We start from the raw sequence: 18,811 nt of genomic DNA on the forward strand, positions 1-18,811 counted from the left end.
CCAGTGGACTGATCTAGACCGATTTCGCGGAGCGCCCTGCATGTCCGGCAATACCTACGGCAAGCTGTTCACTGTCACCACCGCTGGCGAGAGCCATGGCCCGGCGTTGGTCGCCATCGTCGACGGCTGCCCGCCAGGGCTTGAATTGTCGCTGGACGATCTGCAGCGCGATCTCGACCGGCGTAAGCCCGGCACCAGCCGACACACCACCCAGCGCCAGGAAGCCGACGAGGTCGAAATCCTGTCCGGCGTGTTCGAGGGACGCACCACCGGTTGCGCCATTGGCCTGCTGATTCGCAACACCGATCAGAAGTCCAAGGACTACTCGGCGATCAAGGATCTGTTCCGCCCGGCCCACGCCGACTACACCTATCACCACAAATACGGCGAGCGCGATTATCGTGGCGGCGGCCGTAGCTCCGCCCGGGAAACCGCCATGCGTGTGGCCGCCGGGGCCATTGCCAAGAAGTACCTGGCCAGCCAGGGCATCGTGATTCGTGGCTACATGAGCCAGTTGGGCCCTATCGAAATCCCGTTCAAGACCTGGGATTCGGTCGAGGAAAATGCCTTCTTCAGCCCCGATCCCGACAAGGTGCCGGAGCTCGAAGCCTATATGGACCAACTGCGCCGGGACCAGGACTCGGTCGGGGCGAAGATCACCGTGGTCGCCGAAGGTGTGATGCCAGGCCTGGGCGAGCCGATTTTCGACCGCCTGGATGCCGAACTGGCCCATGCGCTGATGAGCATCAACGCAGTCAAGGGGGTGGAGATCGGCGCCGGGTTTGCCAGTGTGGCCCAGCGCGGCACCGAGCACCGTGACGAGCTGACTCCCGAAGGTTTCCTCAGCAACAACGCCGGCGGCATTCTGGGCGGTATTTCGTCCGGCCAGCCAATTGTGGCACACCTGGCGCTCAAGCCGACGTCGAGCATCACCACGCCGGGGCGGTCGATCGATGTCCATGGCAACCCGGTGGAAGTGATCACCAAGGGCCGTCACGATCCGTGCGTTGGCATCCGCGCTACGCCGATTGCCGAGGCGATGATGGCGATTGTCCTGATGGACCATCTGCTGCGCCATCGGGGTCAAAACGCCGATGTGCGGGTCGCGACCCCGGTGCTGGGCCAACGCTAATGGCGCTGCCTGCCGATGCCGCGGTCTGATGGCCGTGGCATCGATTCCCTACTGGCGACTGTCCAGCTTCTACCTGTTCTATTTCGCGTTGCTCGGTGCAACCGCGCCGTTTCTTGCCCTGTATTTCCATCACCTCGGTTTTGCGCCGGCGCGTATTGGCGAGCTGGTGGCGATTCCCATGCTGATGCGCGTCGTCGCGCCGAATATCTGGGGATGGCTGGGCGATTACACGGGCCAGCGGCTGGCGATCGTACGGTTTGGCGCGGTGTGCACCCTGCTGAGTTTTTCGCTGATCTTTCTCAGCAAGAGCTATGCCTGGTTGGCGCTGGTCATGGCCCTGCATGCGTTTTTCTGGCATGCGGTCCTGCCCCAGTTCGAAGTCATCACCCTGGCGCATTTGCAGGGCCAGACCGCCCGTTACAGCCAGATCCGTCTGTGGGGCTCGATTGGTTTTATTCTCGCGGTGGTCGGGCTCGGACGGCTGTTCGAATGGCTGAGCCTGGATGTTTACCCGGCCGGTATCCTGTTGATTATGGCCGGGATCGTGCTGTGCAGCGCCTGGGTGCCCAATGCCCAGCCACCGGTCCAGGGCGACGCCGCGCCGGAGGATGGCTTTGTGCGGCAACTGCGCAGGCCTGGCGTGCTGGCGTTCTATGCCTGCGTGGCGCTGATGCAGATGAGCCATGGTCCGTACTACACCTTTCTGACACTGCACCTTGAGGACCTAGGCTATAGCCGTGGCGTGATCGGGTTGCTCTGGGCCCTGGGGGTGGTGGCGGAAGTGCTGATGTTCCTGGCGATGAGCCGGATCCTGCTGCGGTTCTCGGTGCAGCAGGTGCTGTTGGCGAGTTTTCTGCTGGCGGCGCTGCGTTGGTTGCTGCTGGGTTCGTTCGCCGAGTACCCGGCCATGCTGTTGCTGGCGCAGTTGCTGCACGCGGCAACCTTCGGCAGTTTCCACGCGGCGGCCATTCATTTTGTGCAGCGCAGTTTTGGCTCGCGCCAGCAAGGCCAGGGCCAGGCGCTGTATGCCGCGCTGGCCGGTACGGGCGGCGCACTGGGTGCACTGTACGCTGGCTACAGTTGGAAAACCTTGGGGCCGGGTATCACCTTTAGTATTGCCAGCGTCGCAGCCATGGCCGCAGCCGTTATCATGGCGACCACTTGCCGCCAGGCCCAGACCCGAGTCCAAGGAAAAGCACCATGAGCAGCCTGTCCGTTTACCACGTTTCCAGCCCCGACCTGCCGAACAAGGTGCTGACCCATTTCGACGATATCGCCTCGACGCTGGCTGAACTTGGGGTGCGTTTCGAGCGTTGCTCAACGACCCTCGGCGTGCGTGCGGGTACGTCGCCAACTGAGGTGATCGAGCTTTACCAGGCACAGATTGACCAGCTGAAAAACGAGCGCGGCGGCCAGGCCTTCGACGTGCTGAGCCTGGCCGAGGATCACCCGCAGAAAGCCGAGCTGCGCGCAGGCTTGCTTGACGAGCACCGGCTGGACGGCGATCTGGCCTGTCTCTTCGTCGCCGGCCGCGCACTGTTCTATGTGCACAGTGGGGACTACGTTTATGCCGTGCGCTGCGAAAAGCACGACTTGATTTCCCTGCCTGCCGGCACCGCGCACTGGCTGGACCTGGGTGAGCAGCCGCAACTGGTGGCGATCCGTTTGTTCGGCAATCTCAAGGGCTGGGTGGCACAGTTCACCGGTGACGCTATTGCCTCGCAGTTCGAGCCGCTGGACGACTAGTTCACGGGCTGGATAAAAAACGGGCCGCATGCCTTGAAGGTGTGCGGCCCGTTTTTTTAGGCGCGGATGATTAGCGGCTGTGATAGGTCGGCAAGGCAAAGCGGTTCTGGCTTTGCAGGCGGGAAATCGCTGGCAGTTCGCTGGCTTGTTCAGCCAGGTCGCGACGGATGGCGCTGATCGCCCAGGTCAGTTGGTCGGCGGTATGCAACTGCGCGTAGGAAAGCGACCTTTTTGACAGCTTGCCTTCCTTGTCGCGCAGGGTCAGCAGAATGCCACCGTCTGGGCGAGCTTGCGTGGTCACCTCGTACTCGGAGAATACGCTAGAGAATTTTTCCTGGATCAGGTCCATGTCGATCGGCTCCATCAGCTATGTAAGGTTAGCGTGGAGTAGAGGTTGCAGTGATTGTGCCAGCATCTGATTTTAAAAAAATTACTTATAAAACAATAGGTTGTATTTTTTGACGATTTGCTCGTTCGTGCAAATTGCATGAATGGCTATCGTGCATCCTGCATTTTGCCCACTGGAGGGGAGGATTCCGGCCCGCGGCATTCGGCAGAATTCCCAGTAGATCAAGGAGATACAAAACTTTTCAAATACCTTCTAGGCAGTCGCTCGGCGCCTATCGTATTTTCCCGTGCAACCCGCTGCATAATTTCAAACCGATATCACCGAAATTGCCCTTGGCAGTGGCGCAAGCCCTGTTGAATCAAGGCGCCAGGTTGTGCTCGGCATGTTTGCCCAGGCGACTGGACGTGGTCCGAAGAACAATACCCGAAGAACAATAAAAGACGGGGTGCCCGGATGATCGAGCCCAAGCAAGACCTGATTACCTGGCCCATGTTGCTGAGTCGGTTACCGGCGCTCGCTCGACTTGTTCCACGGTTGATCAAGGCCCGGGGTTTTATCAAGGCCCGCAATCGGGGGCTGATAGGGCTGTTCGAGCAGGCACGCCAGCGTCACCCCGAGGGTACGGCGCTGCTGTTCGAGAATCGTCGCTACAGCTATGGGCAGCTTGACCAGTGGGCCGATCGCCTGGCCAGGACCTTGCAGGCCGACGGGGTTGGCCAGGGCGATGTGGTTGCGGTGTGGCTCGACAACCGTCCCGAATTGCTGGTGACGGTGTTGGCGGTGGCGAAACTGGGCGCGGTCAGTGCCTTGGCCGGCGTTGAGCCGTTCCAGCAATCTCTCGATTCACTGGCGCCCAGTGCCGTGGTGGTGGGTGAGGAATGGCTGCACAACCCGGCCCATGCAGGCGAGCAACATGCCGTCGGCGCGCGGCGCTACTTTGTCGCCGACCGGGATACCTGGCACGACCCCGGCCAGGCGCCTTCGGGTTATCACAACCTGATGCAGATCGATGGCGAGGCCCCAGCGGCGCCGCTGCCGAGGCTGGATGAGGTCGCCGCCGATGGGCCCTGCTTGCTCCTGTACAGCGGCGCTACCAGCGATTCACCGGCGTTTGTGGCGATCAGCCATGAGCGGCTGTTCAAGACCGCGATCAAGATGGGCGTGGTCACGCTCGATCTGCGCGGCCCCGATATCGTCTATTGCCCCTTGCCACTTCAGCAGGTCAGCGCGCTGTGCCTGGGCTGGGGCGCGGCGCTGGCAGCGGGGGCCGGGCTGGCCCTGCGGCGGCAATTCAGTGCCAGTCAGTTCTGGGGCGATGTCCGGCGCTTCAAGGCCACGACCCTGGTGTACGCCGGAGAACTGTGCCGCTACCTGGTCGAGCAGCCGCCCAGTGCCGACGATATCGACCATCCGTTGCGCAAGATGCTGGGCAGCGGTTTGCGTCCGGACCTCTGGGCCGTGTTCAGGGCGCGCTTTGGCCTCGCCCATATCGCTGAGTGCTATGGCGCCAGTGATGGCGCCGTCGGGCTGGGCAATGTGCTGGATTTCGACAATACCTTCGGCTTCTCCCGGGCGAACTGGGCCCTGGTCGAGTATGTCGGGCCACTACGCGGGCCGGACGGCTTTATGCGGCGAGTCACCCGGGGGCGCGAAGGCTTGCTGTTGACCCGCCTCGAGGGCCCGGCGCCACTCGATCCCGGCCGCGTGTTGTGCGATGTATTTGAAGCGGGCGATCGGTATCTCAATACCGGCGACCTGCTGCGCGATATCGGCTATGGCCATGGTCAGTTTGTCGACCGCCTGAGCGATACCTTCTGTTGGCAGGGGGAAAGGGTGTCGAGTCGTGCGGTGGAAAATACCTTGCTGCGCCACCCGCAGATCGCCGAAGCGGTGGTCTACGGGGTCACCCTTGGGCAACTCGACGGCCAGGTGGGCATGGCCGCCATCACGCCGGCCGAATCGCTGGCCACCCTGGACTTCAGTGAGTTGCTGCAATTTGCCCAACGCTGGCTGCCGGCGGGGGCGATACCACGGTTCCTGCGGATCAAGCTGAAGATGGAGATCAGCAGCACCTTCACGTACCACAAGGCTCGCCTGCGTGAAGAGGCCTTTGATCCGCGCAGGGCTGGCGAAGACCCGCTGTTTGCCTGGCTACCGGGTTCACACACCTATGTGCGGGTCACCGAGCGAGTCGCGCAGGAAATCAATGATGCCAAGTTCGTCTATTGATTCTGGCTATCGAGGGCGTTGGTAAAAACTGGGTGACACCCGTCCGGTGGCTGGAGAAACTACCTGCCAATACCGATGCCTGATGGAGAGCCCGATGTCTGATAGAACCCCGCCCACCGAGCAACCGCGGCAGATGAACGAAGAAGAGGCGGCGGCCTTTGTCGAGCAGGTCTTCGATCTGGCTCGCCATGGCGACGCGGCCATGCTTGCCGCCTTGGTCAGCAAGGGCCTGCCGGTCAATCTGCGTAATCACAAGGGCGATACCCTGCTGATGCTTGCCAGCTATTACGGGCATATCGATGCCGTCCGCGTGCTGATCGAACACCAGGCCGATCCGGACCTGCGCAACGAAAGCGGCCAGAGCCCGCTGGCCGGTGCGGCCTTCAAGGGCGACCTGGCGATGGTCAAGCTGCTGCTCGAAGCCGGGGCGCAACTCGACGGCGCGTCGTTCGATGGGCGCACCGCCTTGATGATGGCGGCGATGTTCAACCGCACGGAAATCGTCGACTACCTGCTTGGCCAGGGCGCCGATCCCCACGCCAAGGACGCCAATGGCGTGACCGCCCTGGCGGCAGCGCAGACCATGGGCGCTGCGGACACGGTCGCGCAACTGGGCAAACTGCTTTAGGCGACGGGTCACCACCTGCCCGGCTCGCTCCGTTAGGGCATGTCGGGTATTCTGCGCGGCCTCATTTTGTGTCCAGCGCAGGAATTGCCCATGAAAGCCCTACTCGTCGAACTCATCAGCAAAATCAGCTCCGGCTGCATGAGCGAACTCGAGATCCAGCGCGTCGCAGACGAGGCCAGCCAGGCCTATAGCGATGCCGAGGGCTTTCTGGCGGCCAATCCCGATATCAACTACGACGACAGCTTCCCCATTCCCCTGGGCGAGTGGGTGGTGGTTGGCAGCCTGCCGGAGACGGTGCTGTTCCAGGCCGACAACTATGTGGACCTGTTTGCGCAGATCGTCGATTCGTTTGGTCCGGATGTCGCGTTCAACTTCAAGCCCAAGCAACTGGCCAAGGTCGAGGCACTGACGGCGCTTAACCGGATCCAGGTCCAGCTGTCGAGCATGAACAAGGAGCAGGGCGGGTATGTGCTGCTCAACTTCAGCCAGCTGCTCGATGATGAGATCCAGGCCGTGCTGGTGTATGGCAATGACCTGCCACGGGTGCTGGAGCTGTGCGAGCAGGTTGGCATCGCTGGCGCGCCGTCGCTCGAAGCGCTGCGGATCGCCTTGCACGTCTGAGCCGTGAAATAAACGGAACCCTGGCCAGGGCTGACTATCCTAAGGGAGTACTTTATTTCCTGGGAGCATTCGATATGGGTTCAACGTTCAATGGCCTGATTGGCCTGATCATTCTTGCCCTGGAATCTGGGCCATCCTCAATGTGCTCAAGAGCGGCGCCGAAACCGGTATGAAGGTCCTGTGGATCCTGCTGATCATCCTGTTGCCGGTGCTGGGCCTGGTGATCTGGGCCATCGCCGGCCCGCGGGGTAACGTGCGGATCTGAGTCGGTCTTAAAGCAGCCAGGCGCCTTCGAGCACCAGCAGTTGATGCTTGCGCTCGATGCCGCTGGCGTAGCCGGTCAGGCTGCCATCGCTGCCGATCACCCGATGGCAGGGGATAATGATCGCAATCGGATTGGCGTTGTTGGCCATGCCGACGGCACGCATGCCGCCCGGGTTGCCGATCCGCTGCGCCAACTCCCCATAGCTGCAGGTCTGGCCGTAGGGAATGGCCTGTAGGCCCTGCCAGACCTGCTGCTGGAACACGGTACCGCGGGGCGCCAGGGGCAGGTCGAAGACCCGGCGGCGGGCGGCGAAGTATTCATCCAGTTGCCGACACACCTCATCGAAACGAGCGCCTGCCGGCTCGCCATCGGCAGGCGGCTCGGCGTCCATCTGCAGGGCCTGCAAGCCCTGTTCATTGCCGGCGAGCAAGAGTTCGCCCAGCGGGCTGGGGTGCAATCGATAAAACATTCAGGGCTCCTGGGCAGGCGAGGCATAGGGCGTTCGAGCCCTCTAGTCAGGCGGGTGACTTAGCATGCACGCCTTTGTGCGGCGAATCGAGTGCTGGCCGGCTGCGAGAGCGGTCGCCGGCGCTCTGGACGAAATTTTCACATTCTCTCGCAGACAATTCGCCCGGCTTTTTTTTCGCTGATGCCTATGCTGTTTGCCGGTGCCAGCGTCCTCGCGGGTGTTTGAGTGAGAAATAATCGCGTTGGCGTGATGGTAAACCGTGAGTGTTCATGCAACATTTGCCGACCGCGTATTCCACGGCGAGCGCCGCTCGGGCGCCGATGCACCGTTCACTATTCCAACCTTGAATCCAATGGGTCCTAAAACGATATGGCAAACCCGGACGCCCTGAACGCGCAGCGCGCTGCAAAGCGCATGCTGCAACCGACGGTCAAGTCGCACCTGGCCTACACCTTGCTGTGTGCCCTGGTGATGATGCTGATGTTCACCCTGTTGCGGGTGGCACTGCTGGCTTACAACCGCGAGATGATCCTCGACACCCCGGCCTCGACCTTTATCGAGGCCTTTCTCAATGGCCTGCGCTTTGACCTGCGCATCGTCGTCTACCTGATCGCGCCGTTGCTGCTGGCGTTGTTCAGCGTGCGGGCCATGGCGGCCCGGGGCGTGTTCCGGTTCTGGCTGACCGTCACTTCGAGCATCGCGCTGTTCCTTGGCCTGATGGAGATGGACTTCTACCGCGAGTTCCACCAGCGCCTCAACGGCCTGGTCTTCCAGTATGTGAAGGAAGACCCGAAAACCGTGATGAGCATGCTCTGGTACGGTTTCCCGGTGGTTCGCTACCTGCTGGCCTGGGCGGTGGGGACGCTGGTCCTGAGCTGGCTGTTCAAGGGGGCCGATCGGTTGACCCGTTCGAGCGCCTCGTTCAACACCGTGACCAGCTCACGGCCCGTCGCGCCCTGGTACACCCGTATCGCAGTGTTCGTGGTCTGCCTGCTGATCGCAGTGGTCGCGGCACGCGGTACCCTGCGCCAGGGCCCACCAATGCGCTGGGGCGATGTGTACACCACCGACTCCAACTTCGCCAACCAACTGGGCCTCAATGGCACGTTGTCGCTGATCGCGGCGGCCAAAAGCCGGATGTCCGAGGATCGCGACAATATCTGGAAAGCCACGTTGCCCCAGCCCCTGGCCCAGCAAACCGTGCGTGACCTGCTGCTGACGCCGAACGACACGCTGGTGGATGCCGAGACGGCTGCCGTGCGCCGTGACTTCCTGCCGCCGGCGCAGAACACGCTGGCGATCAAGAATGTCGTGGTGATCCTGATGGAAAGCTTCGCCGGGCACTCGGTGGGCGCCTTGGGGGCCTCGGGCAACGTGACCCCGTACTTCGACAAGTTGGCCCAGGAAGGCCTGTTGTTCGACCGCTTCTTCTCCAATGGCACCCATACCCACCAGGGTATGTTCGCGACCATGGCGTGCTTCCCCAACCTGCCGGGTTTCGAGTACCTGATGCAGACGCCGGAAGGCAGCCACAAGCTGTCTGGCCTGCCGCAGTTGTTGAGCGGGCGTGACTACGATGATGTGTATGTCTACAACGGCGACTTTGCCTGGGACAACCAGGCCGGGTTCTTCAGCAACCAGGGCATGACGACCTTTATCGGACGCAATGACTTCGTTAACCCGGTGTTCTCCGATCCGACGTGGGGCGTGTCTGACCAGGATATGTTCAACCGTGGCCTGGAAGAGCTGAAGGCCCGCGAAGGCAAGAAACCGTTCTATGCCTTGCTGCAAACCCTGTCCAACCACACCCCGTATGCCTTGCCAACGCCGTTGCCGGTCGAACCGGTTACGGGTCGTGGCAGCCTGGACCAGCATTTGACGGCGATGCGTTATTCCGACTGGGCGCTGGGGCAGTTCTTCGAGAAGGCGCGCAAGGAGCCGTACTTCAAGGACACCCTGTTCGTGATCGTCGGCGACCACGGCTTTGGTAACGAGCAACAGATCACCGAAATGGACCTGGGACGGTTCAACGTGCCTCTGTTGCTGATCGGCCCGGGCATCCAGGAGAAGTTCGGCCAGCGCAACCACACCGTGGGGACGCAGGTCGATATTGTGCCGACCATCATGGGGCGGGTTGGTGGCGAAGTACGCCACCAGTGCTGGGGGCGTGACTTGCTGAACCTGCCGGAAGGCGACAAGGGCATCGGCATTATCAAGCCGTCGGGCAGCGACCAGACGGTGGCATTGCTGACAGCGGATCGGGTGCTGGTACTGCCCAAGGAAATGCCGCCACGGATCTATCGTTATGAGCTGGGGGCCAAGCCCAATGGCGAGTTGATTCCGAATGCGGCCGACGAAGCCGAGCTGCGCCAGAAACTGGAGTCGTATCTGCAGACCGCCACCAAGAGCCTGCTGGATAACACGGCCGGCGTGGTGGATGGCAAGCCGGATTGATCGGTCGAAAGTGATCCATCGAGCGTGACTCAAAAAAACGCCCTGACTTGTCAGGGCGTTTTTTATTGCGGGTAGATCATATCTTGCCAAGTAAGAGCAGGATCAACAGAACAATCAGAACGGTCCCGATAATACCGGACGGGCCATAACCCCAACTTCTGGAGTGCGGGAAGACTGGCAAGCCACCAATCAGCAGGAGGATAAGGATGACGATCAGGATAGTGCCCATGGTGTATTCCTTATTGGTTTTCGTGGGAGCGTGACGCGGCTGCAATCATGGCAAGCGTTGCAGGTACAACGGGCCGCTTAATAAGTCCGACTGATCGGGTGAAAAGAAAATTCCCTGAATTTTTAAAGTATTTCGCTCAAACCGTTATTTCTTTTAAAGCCCTGGGAAGTTGCACTTGAACGACCTGCTTAGTTGTTCCTGGCAGTGAACTTTGCCGGCCTCGCACGTTCGCACCGGGCCTGGGGTTTGCCTGCGCCATTCAGCGCTCTGATGGTACGTGGGGGCGGCCGGGGCCTTCGCTACACTGCGGTTCATCTCTCCAGAACAGCAAGGCAGTTCCTATGCAAAATCGCATGATGATCACTGGCGCCGGCTCGGGTCTGGGCCGTGAAATGGCCCTGCGTTGGGCGCGCGAAGGCTGGCAACTGGCCTTGTCCGATATCAGTGAACCCGGCCTGCAGGAAACCCTGCAGAGGGTACGTGCCGCCGGCGGTGACGGGTTTATCCAGCGGTGCGATGTGAGGGACTACAGCCAGCTCACCGCGCTCGCCCAGGCCTGCGAAGTGAAACTGGGCGGTATCGATGTGATCGTCAACAACGCGGGAGTCGCTTCGGGCGGGTTCTTTAGCGAATTGTCCCTGGAAGACTGGGATTGGCAGATCGCAATCAACCTCATGGGCGTGGTCAAGGGGTGCAAGGCCTTCCTGCCCTTGCTGGAAAAGAGTCATGGCACAATCATCAATATCGCCTCGATGGCGGCCTTGATGCAGGGCCCGGCCATGAGCAACTACAACGTGGCGAAGGCCGGGGTGGTGGCGCTGTCCGAAAGCCTGCTGATCGAACTGGCCCATCAGGAAGTGGCGGTGCATGTGGTCTGCCCGTCGTTCTTCCAGACCAATCTGCTCGACTCGTTTCGTGGGCCGACGCCAGCCATGAAGGCCCAGGTCGGCAAGTTGCTGGAAAGCTCGCCCATCAGTGCTGCCGAGATTGCCGACTATATCTACCGCCAGGTCGCGGCCGGTGAATTCATGATCCTGCCCCACGAGCAGGGGCGCATGGCCTGGGCGCTCAAGCAGCAGAACCCGCAGTTGCTGCACAGCGAAATGATTGCCATGGCCGACCGGATGCGCAGCAAGGCGCGCCAGGGTAGCCAGTAGGCTTGCCCGGCGCGGCAGGGCTGGTTAGGGTGGCGGCCATCCGATCTCCCTGACGAGTACTACGCGTGCTTAATTATCTGTGGTTCTTTCTGGCGGCGCTGTTTGAGATCGCCGGTTGCTATGCGTTCTGGATGTGGTTGCGGCAGGGCAAGAGTGCCTGGTGGATCGCGCCGGCCCTGTTGAGCCTGACGCTGTTCGCGCTGCTGCTGACCAAGGTCGAGGCGACCTATGCCGGGCGAGCCTACGCTGCCTATGGCGGGATCTACATCGTGGCCTCGATCGCCTGGCTCGGCCTGATCGAACGGGTGCGCCCGCTGGCGTCGGATTGGCTGGGCGTTGTGCTGTGCGTGGTCGGTGCCAGCATCATCCTGTTCGGTCCGCGCTTCTCCGCACCATAACGGCTTGCGCGAGTGATGCAGTCCCCGTCTGTAGGTCGGATCGAGAGAGCCTGTCGTATTGGGCTGATTCGGCGCTACTGGATTGCCCGGGCGTGCGCTGGTTGTGCAGTCTCCAGAGTCCGCTCACTACAAGGACTGTTCCATGCTGGTTTTGACTCGCGCCGTCGGCGAAACCCTCGTTATCGGCGATGACGTTACTGTGAAAGTGTTGGCTGTGACTGCGTTCGGGGTTCGGCTGGGGATAGAGGCGCCGCGGCATGTCGAGGTGCACCGCAGCGAGATTTATCGCCGTCTGCAACTCAAGCGCGAGGACGCTGAGCCCAGGCGCTGACGGCGTTCAGTCGAAGTATTCCTTGGGCACGCTATGGCGAGCCATCAATTGGCATTGCTGGCTCTCCAGGTCGAAGAAAATCACGGCCTGGCCCTTGCTCAACGCATGCCGCACGCGCAGCACGCGGGTTTCCTGGGGCGTGTCATCGCCGTTGTCGGTGCCGTCGCGGCTGACGAAGTCCTCGATCAGCCGGGTCAGGGTGTCGGGTTCCAGTTGGTCGTAGGGAATCAGCATGGGGCATTTCTCCGAAAAAATCCGCACGATGCTAACGGCTTGCCCGGTCCTCGTCACGCGTGATTCCCCTGGCCGGGTGTCAGGAGCGCTGGCCGATCAGGCTGTCGACTGCTGGCACCCGGGTATCGCTTTCCATCTGGGTGTCGTGCTCCAGTTGGTGGCTGAAGCGGTCGAGCGAACCGCTGGCCGGCTGCGCGTCGCTGGCAAACACCGGTGGGCTGAGCATATAGGCGCCGAGCAGGCGGCTCAGGGCCGCCAGGCTGTCGATATGGGTGCGTTCGTAGCCATGGGTCGCATCGCAGCCGAAGGCCAGTAGGGCGGTACGGATGTCGTGGCCGGCGGTCACCGCAGAATGGGCATCACTGAAGTAATAGCGAAACAGGTCGCGGCGTGCCGGCAACTCGTGCTCTGTCGCCAGGCGCAGCAGATGGCGGGACAGGTGGTAGTCATAGGGCCCGCCAGAGTCCTGCATGGCCACGCTGACCGCATGTTCGCTGGAGTGCTGGCCCGGCGCGACCGGCGCGATATCGATGCCGACGAACTCACTGACATCCCACGGCAAGGCGGCCGCCGCGCCGCTGCCGGTTTCCTCGGTGATGGTGAACAGCGGGTGGCAGTCGATCAAGGGTTGCGCGCCGCTGTCGACAATGGCCTTGAGGGCGGCGAGCAGGGCGGCTACCCCCGCCTTGTCGTCCAGGTGGCGGGCGCTGATATGGCCGCTTTCGGTGAACTCCGGCAGGGGGTCGAAGGCCACGAAATCACCGATGCCGACACCCAGCGATTCGCAATCGGCGCGGGTGGTGCAGTAGGCATCGAGGCGCAGTTCGATATGGTCCCAACTGATGGGCAACTCATCCACGGCGGTGTTGAAGGCGTGCCCCGAGGCCATCAGCGGCAGCACGCTGCCGCGGATCACGCCGTTGTCGGTGAACAGGCTGACGCGGCTGCCTTCGGCGAAGCGGCTTGACCAGCAGCCGACCGGGGCGAGTGTCAGGCGGCCGGTATCCTTGATGGCGCGCACGCTTGCGCCGATGGTGTCCAGGTGGGCGGAGACGGCACGGTCCGGGCTGCTCTGCTGGCCTTTGAGGGTGGCGCGCAGGGTACCGCGGCGAGTCAGCTCGAAGGGGATACCAAGCTCGTCCAGCCGCTCGGCGACGTAGCGCACGATGGTGTCGGTGAAGCCGGTGGGGCTGGGGATGGCCAGCATTTCCAGGAGGACTTTTTGCAGGTAGTGCAGATCCGGTTCGGGCAGTGACGGGGTCATGGTTGCTCCAGGGCTAGGGGCGAACGCGGGCAGCCGCCGCTGACATCAGGGAGTCGGCTGGCAGGAAACAGCAGGTCGATAAAGCGCTCGGCCGTCGGTTGGGGTTCATGGTTGGCCAGGCCAACCCGTTCATTGGCTTCGATAAACACGTAGTCGGGCTGGTCGGCAGCGCTGACCATCAGGTCCAGGCCGACCACTGGAATATCCAGTGCGCGGGCGGCGCGGATCGCGGCCTCGGCCAGTGTGGGGTGCAGGATCGCGGTGACATCCTCCAGCGTACCGCCGGTATGCAGGTTGGCCACGCGGCGCACCGCCAGTTGCTCGCCGGCTGGCAGCACGCTGCTGTAGTCGTAGCCAGCGGCTTGCAGGGTGTGCTGGGTTTCCCGGTCGAGGGGAATGCGACTTTCGCCCTGGGTGGCGGCCTGGCGGCGCCGGCTCTGGGCCTCGATCAGTGCGCCGATGGCATGCAGGCCGTCACCGACAACCTGTGCCGGCCGGCGAATCGCGGCGGCGACGACCTCGAAGCCGATCACCACAATGCGCAGATCGAGGCCCTCGTGAAAGCTCTCCAGCAGCACCCGGCTATCAAAGCGCCGTGCGGCCTCGATAGCCGCCTGCACGGATTCGATGCAGCGCAGGTCCACCGCCACGCCCTGGCCTTGCTCGCCATCCAGGGGCTTGACCACCACCCGCTGGTGTTCGTCGAGAAAGGCCAGGTTGTCGTCACCATTGCCCGCCAATTGCTGGGCTGGCAGTTTCAGGCCGGCGGCGTCCAGGGTGCGGTGGGTCAGGCTTTTATCCTGGCACAGGCTCATGCTGATGGCTGTGGTCAGGTCGCTCAGCGATTCACGGCAGCGTATCCGCCGGCCGCCATGGACCAGGGTAAACAAGCCGGCGGCGGCATCGTCGACCTGTACTTCGATCCCGCGTCGATGGGCCTCTTCCACCAGGATGCGGGCATAGGGATTGAACCCGGCCTGCGGCCCGGGGCCGAGGAACAGCGGCTGGTTGATACCGTTCTTGCACTTGATGGAGAAGGTCGACAGGGTTCGAAAGCCCAGCTTGGCGTAGAGGTTTTTCGCTTGCTGATTATCGTGCAGTACCGACAGATCGAGATAGCTCAGGCCACGGCTCATGAAATGCTCGATCAGGTGACGCACCAGTACTTCGCCCACGCCCGGCCGGCTGCAGCCGGGATCGACCGCGAGGCACCAGAGGCTGCTGCCGCTTTCCGGGTCATGAAAGGCCTTTTGATGGTTCAGGCCCATCACGCTACCGATCACCGCGCCGCTGTCTTCATCTTCGGCCAGCCAGTACACCGGTCCGCCCTGATGGCGGGGTGTCAGCCGCTGTGGGTCAATGGGCAGCATGCCGCGGGCCTGGTAGAGCTGGTTGATGGCCTGCCAGTCGTCCTCGTTTTGCGCACGCCGGATGCGAAAACCGCGAAAGACCCGAGTGGCCTGGCGATAGTCACTGAACCACAGGCGTAGGGTGTCCGAGGGATCGAGGAACAGTTGGTGCGGCGCTTGGGCCAGGACCTGCTGGGGCGCCGCGACGTACAGCGCGATATCGCGTGCGCCGGGGCGTTCGTTGAGCAGCTCGGCCGCCAGCGCAGCGGGCTCTGCAAAAGTATGGCCCAGCAGCAGCCGGCCCCAACCGCAATGCAAGGCAATGGGCTGTTGGGTCGGCGCACTACCGTCCTCGGCAAAGCGCGCCTGCAGTCGTTCATAGGACGGTGCCTGGCCGCGCAGCAGGCGTTGGTTGTAAGCCGTGGCGTGGGGTTTCATCGGTCAGATTCCTTGTTCGCTAAGCCACAGGTTGAGCGCTGCCAGTTGCCACAGCTTGGAGCCGCGCAGCGGGGTCAACTGGCCGTGGGGATTGCTCAGCAGGCGGTCGAGCATGGCTGGGTTGAACAGGCCGCGATCCTGGCTGGGATCCAGCAGCAGGTCGCGGACCCAGTTCAGGGTGTCGCCCTGCAAGTGCTTGAGACCGGGGACCGGGAAGTAACCTTTCTTACGGTCGATCACGGCGCTGGGAATCACCCGGCGTGCGGCTTCCTTGAGCACCTGTTTGCCGCCGTCGGGCAACTTGAAACGGGCCGGCACCCGGGCCGAAAGCTCCACCAGGCGGTAGTCCAGAAACGGCGTGCGAGCCTCCAGCCCCCAGGCCATGGTCATGTTGTCGACGCGCTTGACCGGGTCATCGACCAGCATCACCGTGCTGTCCAGGCGCAAGGCCTTGTCCACGCCGGCCGCGGCACCGGGCATGGCGAAATGCTCACGGACGAAATCCCCGGCCGCGTCGTGCTCCACCAGCCATTGGGGTTGCACGGTGGCGGCGTAGTCGTCGTAGCTGCGGTCGAAAAACGCCTCGCGATAGGCGCTGTAGGGATCGGCGGCGCCGTCCACCTGCGGGTACCAGTGATAGCCGGCGAACAACTCGTCCGCGCCCTGGCCGCTTTGCACCACCTTGCAGTGCTTGGCCACTTCCCGGGACAACAGATAAAAGGCGATGCAGTCGTGGCTGACCATCGGTTCGCTCATGGCTTGGAACGCCGCAGGCAACTGCTCGATGATTTCCTGTTCGGCGATGCGTAACTGGTGGTGGTGCGTGCCGTAGTGCCGGGCGATCAGGTCCGAGTACTGGAACTCATCGCCGCGTTCGCCGCCGGCATCGGCAAAACCAATGGAAAAGGTCGACAGTTGCTCGACACCGACCTCGCGCAGCAAACCGACCAGCAGGCTCGAGTCGACGCCGCCGGACAGCAAGACGCCCACGTCCACCGCCGCCCGCTGGCGAATCGCCACGGCTTCGCGGGTGCTGTCCAGCACCTGGTCGGTCCAGTCCTCCAGGCTCAGGTCGAGTTCATCGGCCCGGGGGCCGTAGGGGAGCGTCCACCAGGTCTTGCGCTCACGAACGCCCTTGGCGTCGATACGCAGCCAACTGGCGGGCTCGAGCTTTTCGATACCTGCCAGCAGGGTACGGGGCGCGGGTACCACAGCATGGAAGTTGAGGTAATGATTGAGGGCAACCGGGTCGAGCACCGGCTGGATATCGCCGCCCTTGAGCAGGCTGGGCAGGGTCGAGGAAAAACGCAGGCGCTGGGCGTTTTGTGCCAGATAGAGCGGTTTGACGCCGAGGCGGTCACGGGCCAGAAACAGGCTTTGCCGGTCTCGGTCCCAGATGGCGAAGGCAAACATGCCATTGAGCTTGGGCAGCAGCGCTTCGCCCCAGGCGTGATAGCCCTTGAGCAGGACTTCGGTATCACCGTGGGAGTGGAAGCGGTAGCCCAGGTCCTCAAGTTCGCGGCGCAACTCCGGGAAGTTGTAGATCGCACCGTTGAAGGCCAGGGACAGGCCCAGTTCGCTGTCGACCATAGGCTGGGCCGAGCCGTCCGACAGGTCCATGATTTTCAACCGCCGATGGCCCAGGGCGATTGGCCCGTGGCTGTAAAAGCCCCAGGCATCCGGCCCGCGTGGCGCGAGGTGGTGGGTCATGCGTTCAATGGCGGCCAGGTCGGCCGGTTGAAAGTCGAAACGTAGTTCTCCAGCTAATCCGCACATGTTGCGTAAGCCCTTTGTATTTCGGCATGTGTGTCGCTACTGGGGTTTTGCTTGTACCAATTTCGTACCGCTTTGCGGTGCATTCAGTTTATCCAGCTCAGCCCAGTCGCTTGATGAGCTGATCCACTTCGCATATGTCGACAGCAGTACCTGGACGCTGTGCCCGAGCTGGGCGGCGATGAATGCCGGGTTCATGCCGGACATCAAGCACATCGTCGCGTACGTGTGGCGCGTGTCGTACATCCTGCGATGCCTCATTCCAAGCTTGCGCATAGCGCTTACCCAGTAGCGTTTGGCCCCGGTTTCGGAACGAATGTAGAGCTCCTCCCTAGCACCCGTCCCCTCTGGCGCGAAGACATAATCAGACCGCGCCGCCGTCAATGACCTAGCTTTATCGAGTGCCCGAAGCGCCTGATCGTTCAATAAAACTTCGCGTACCGTTTTGGTTTTGGTCCTTTCCTTGATCTGTCCGAAGATCCTGATACGACACACCCTGGCAGTTCTGTTGCGCGTGTCTACCTCGCTCCAACGCAGCGCCATCGCCTCGCCTGGGCGCATTCCCGTATAGAAAGAAAACTCAAAAAATGCTGCATAGATTTGCTGAAGACCGCTTGTGATTTCGTACAGTTTGGCTACCAGCGCGTCTGCCTCTTCTCTGCTGAACGGATCTATCTCCCGCTTGGTCACCCGGCTCTGAGGAATGGATAGGGCCGGGTTCCTTAGAATCAGCTCGTCGCTCATTGCCTGCTTGAAGATGCTGGTGACCAGCCGCACTGCGCCCTTGCGCCGGCTGGGCGAAGACCACTGGATCTCTTGCGCGATTTTGCGCATCAGCATTGGCGTGATTTTGTCGATGGGCGTGCTGGCCAGGTAGGGAATCCAGTATTTTTGCAGTGCAGAGCGATAGCTTTTGCGGGTCACCTCAACGATCTGAAGCCCATCCAGCCACTCTTGGGCGTAGTCGAAGAAGATCGGGACCCTGTGTGTGACTGCGGAGCGGGAGCCGGGGAATAGCTCGGCGTACTTTTCCTCGGTGAGCATCCCCAGCTTATCGAGTTGCTTTACTTGAGAACAAAGGCCCGCTGCTGCTGCGATTCCCTTCGGGGTCTGAGGGTAGGGGAGCGTTTCGCAACGCCGCTTTTTGTTCCAGGAGAATCGAATTCGGATTGATTTACCGACGAACTCAACGCCCTTGGGCAGCTCCACAGGCTCTCTAGCCATTCATCGTATCTCCACTTGCTGTACATAATCCGGCCGTCGACTTTCAGCCATACATCTGGCGGTATGATGTTCCGCTCTCTCTTTCGCTGTAGGGCTTTTGGCGTGGTGCCGAGCAGTTCGGCCATTCGCTTTTCGGAAACCTTATCTTGGCCGGGCTCGTCGGCCAGCTTTTCTAGTGCTGCCATATCGGCTACCTCTGCCCGGAGTGGGCGCTACTGCTCCATGCCGCCCTATGGCGGCAGAAGGTGGGTTATTTGGTCGCGCTGCTGATTGCAGCGCGTAGAGCGTCCGCGTCGAAGGAGGTGACGCTGTGGGTTGGGTGGTCAAGTTTTGAGAGGACGTGCTGGGCGGCGGAAAGCAGCTCCCCGTTCATTGCGCCTTCTTCCCGGCCTATATCCCAAAAGCGCTGACCCCAGTGATCCGCCGGCGGCGGGTTGACGTTCTGGGCGCCCATGGCCAGGCCCCCCACAATCGCGTCACACAGGTCGCGCTTGTAGGCGTTGTCGCCGTCGATGCTCAGG

At 62.0% G+C, this 18,811-nt stretch carries 18 protein-coding genes and 2 pseudogenes; 11 read left to right on the forward strand and 9 right to left on the reverse strand.

Annotated features, from left to right (window positions below; genetic code table 11):
• Nucleotides 1-40: 40 nt before the first annotated feature.
• The 3 genes from aroC to NPS46_RS23605 are packed head-to-tail and all read left to right on the forward strand — an operon-like array spanning nucleotide 41 to nucleotide 2,878.
• The gene (aroC, locus tag NPS46_RS23595; RefSeq protein ID WP_274111539.1) at nucleotides 41-1,132 is read left to right on the forward strand and encodes a chorismate synthase; all 1,092 of its coding nucleotides are present in this window, start codon (nucleotides 41-43) and stop codon (nucleotides 1,130-1,132) included.
• A 28-nt stretch (nucleotides 1,133-1,160) separates the two neighbouring features.
• On the forward strand, nucleotides 1,161-2,336 hold the full coding sequence (locus tag NPS46_RS23600; protein ID WP_274111541.1) for an MFS transporter: 1,176 nt from the start codon (nucleotides 1,161-1,163) through the stop codon (nucleotides 2,334-2,336).
• Nucleotides 2,333-2,878, forward strand: coding sequence for a 1,2-dihydroxy-3-keto-5-methylthiopentene dioxygenase (locus tag NPS46_RS23605; RefSeq protein ID WP_274111543.1), 546 nt, complete (start codon nucleotides 2,333-2,335; stop codon nucleotides 2,876-2,878). The genes NPS46_RS23600 and NPS46_RS23605 overlap by 4 nt, the downstream gene beginning before the upstream one ends.
• Nucleotides 2,879-2,948: 70 nt before the next feature.
• Here the strand turns inward: NPS46_RS23605 and NPS46_RS23610 are convergent, their stop codons facing one another.
• A complete protein-coding gene (locus NPS46_RS23610) occupies nucleotides 2,949-3,227 on the reverse strand; it encodes a DUF3509 domain-containing protein (RefSeq protein WP_274111545.1) in 279 nt (92 codons plus the stop codon).
• 453 nt (nucleotides 3,228-3,680) lie between these two features.
• On the opposite strand from NPS46_RS23610, the gene NPS46_RS23615 reads away from it, so the two are divergent.
• The 4 genes and pseudogenes from NPS46_RS23615 (at nucleotide 3,681) to NPS46_RS23630 (ending at nucleotide 6,970) form a co-directional block, all read left to right on the forward strand.
• Entirely contained in the window at nucleotides 3,681-5,456 is a 1,776-nt protein-coding gene (locus tag NPS46_RS23615; RefSeq protein ID WP_274111547.1) for an AMP-binding protein, read from the forward strand.
• A 94-nt stretch (nucleotides 5,457-5,550) separates the two neighbouring features.
• Nucleotides 5,551-6,084 (forward strand): ankyrin repeat domain-containing protein, encoded by a 534-nt coding sequence (locus NPS46_RS23620; protein ID WP_274111549.1) that lies wholly within the window; start codon nucleotides 5,551-5,553, stop codon nucleotides 6,082-6,084.
• 90 nt (nucleotides 6,085-6,174) lie between these two features.
• On the forward strand, nucleotides 6,175-6,705 hold the full coding sequence (locus NPS46_RS23625; RefSeq protein WP_274111551.1) for a hypothetical protein: 531 nt from the start codon (nucleotides 6,175-6,177) through the stop codon (nucleotides 6,703-6,705).
• 74 nt (nucleotides 6,706-6,779) lie between these two features.
• Nucleotides 6,780-6,970: pseudogene (locus NPS46_RS23630) on the forward strand (PLDc N-terminal domain-containing protein).
• A 7-nt stretch (nucleotides 6,971-6,977) separates the two neighbouring features.
• On the opposite strand, the gene NPS46_RS23635 reads toward NPS46_RS23630, so the two are convergent.
• Nucleotides 6,978-7,439 (reverse strand): methylated-DNA--[protein]-cysteine S-methyltransferase, encoded by a 462-nt coding sequence (locus NPS46_RS23635; protein WP_274111553.1) that lies wholly within the window; start codon nucleotides 7,437-7,439, stop codon nucleotides 6,978-6,980.
• 369 nt (nucleotides 7,440-7,808) lie between these two features.
• Between NPS46_RS23635 and NPS46_RS23640 the strand changes: the two genes are divergently transcribed.
• Entirely contained in the window at nucleotides 7,809-9,893 is a 2,085-nt protein-coding gene (locus tag NPS46_RS23640) for an LTA synthase family protein (protein ID WP_274111555.1), read from the forward strand.
• Between the two features lie 76 nt (nucleotides 9,894-9,969).
• Here the strand turns inward: NPS46_RS23640 and NPS46_RS23645 are convergent, their stop codons facing one another.
• On the reverse strand, nucleotides 9,970-10,122 hold the full coding sequence (locus tag NPS46_RS23645; RefSeq protein ID WP_274111557.1) for a DUF3309 family protein: 153 nt from the start codon (nucleotides 10,120-10,122) through the stop codon (nucleotides 9,970-9,972).
• A gap of 341 nt (nucleotides 10,123-10,463) precedes the next feature.
• Here NPS46_RS23645 and NPS46_RS23650 point away from each other — a divergent pair, with 341 nt between their 5' ends.
• The 3 genes from NPS46_RS23650 to csrA all read left to right on the forward strand — a co-directional run bounded on the left by NPS46_RS23650 (nucleotide 10,464) and on the right by csrA (nucleotide 12,008).
• On the forward strand, nucleotides 10,464-11,279 hold the full coding sequence (locus NPS46_RS23650) for an SDR family oxidoreductase (protein WP_274111559.1): 816 nt from the start codon (nucleotides 10,464-10,466) through the stop codon (nucleotides 11,277-11,279).
• Between the two features lie 65 nt (nucleotides 11,280-11,344).
• Entirely contained in the window at nucleotides 11,345-11,677 is a 333-nt protein-coding gene (locus NPS46_RS23655) for a YnfA family protein (protein ID WP_274111561.1), read from the forward strand.
• 142 nt (nucleotides 11,678-11,819) lie between these two features.
• Nucleotides 11,820-12,008, forward strand: a complete 189-nt coding sequence (gene csrA / locus NPS46_RS23660) for a carbon storage regulator CsrA (RefSeq protein WP_274111563.1) — start codon at nucleotides 11,820-11,822, stop codon at nucleotides 12,006-12,008.
• A gap of 6 nt (nucleotides 12,009-12,014) precedes the next feature.
• Here csrA and NPS46_RS23665 read toward each other — a convergent pair whose 3' ends face one another.
• From NPS46_RS23665 to NPS46_RS23690, 6 genes and pseudogenes are all read right to left on the reverse strand, one after another.
• Entirely contained in the window at nucleotides 12,015-12,242 is a 228-nt protein-coding gene (locus tag NPS46_RS23665) for a YheU family protein (protein ID WP_274111565.1), read from the reverse strand.
• 79 nt (nucleotides 12,243-12,321) lie between these two features.
• Nucleotides 12,322-13,506 carry an osmoprotectant NAGGN system M42 family peptidase gene (locus NPS46_RS23670; RefSeq protein ID WP_274111567.1) on the reverse strand — a complete coding sequence of 395 codons (1,185 nt, stop codon included), beginning with the start codon at nucleotides 13,504-13,506 and terminating at the stop codon, nucleotides 12,322-12,324.
• A complete protein-coding gene (ngg, locus tag NPS46_RS23675) occupies nucleotides 13,503-15,293 on the reverse strand; it encodes an N-acetylglutaminylglutamine synthetase (RefSeq protein ID WP_274111569.1) in 1,791 nt (596 codons plus the stop codon). The genes NPS46_RS23670 and ngg overlap by 4 nt, the downstream gene beginning before the upstream one ends.
• A 3-nt stretch (nucleotides 15,294-15,296) precedes the next feature.
• Nucleotides 15,297-17,069, reverse strand: coding sequence for an N-acetylglutaminylglutamine amidotransferase (locus NPS46_RS23680; RefSeq protein ID WP_274111571.1), 1,773 nt, complete (start codon nucleotides 17,067-17,069; stop codon nucleotides 15,297-15,299).
• Nucleotides 17,070-17,105: 36 nt separating this feature from the next.
• Nucleotides 17,106-18,290 carry a tyrosine-type recombinase/integrase gene (locus NPS46_RS23685; RefSeq protein ID WP_274111573.1) on the reverse strand — a complete coding sequence of 395 codons (1,185 nt, stop codon included), beginning with the start codon at nucleotides 18,288-18,290 and terminating at the stop codon, nucleotides 17,106-17,108.
• 250 nt (nucleotides 18,291-18,540) lie between these two features.
• Nucleotides 18,541-18,811, reverse strand: a pseudogene (locus NPS46_RS23690) (hypothetical protein); the annotation flags it as partial.

The sequence above is a fragment of the Pseudomonas putida genome (genome assembly GCF_028682395.1).
GTDB classification, from domain to species: domain Bacteria; phylum Pseudomonadota; class Gammaproteobacteria; order Pseudomonadales; family Pseudomonadaceae; genus Aquipseudomonas; species Aquipseudomonas putida_AB.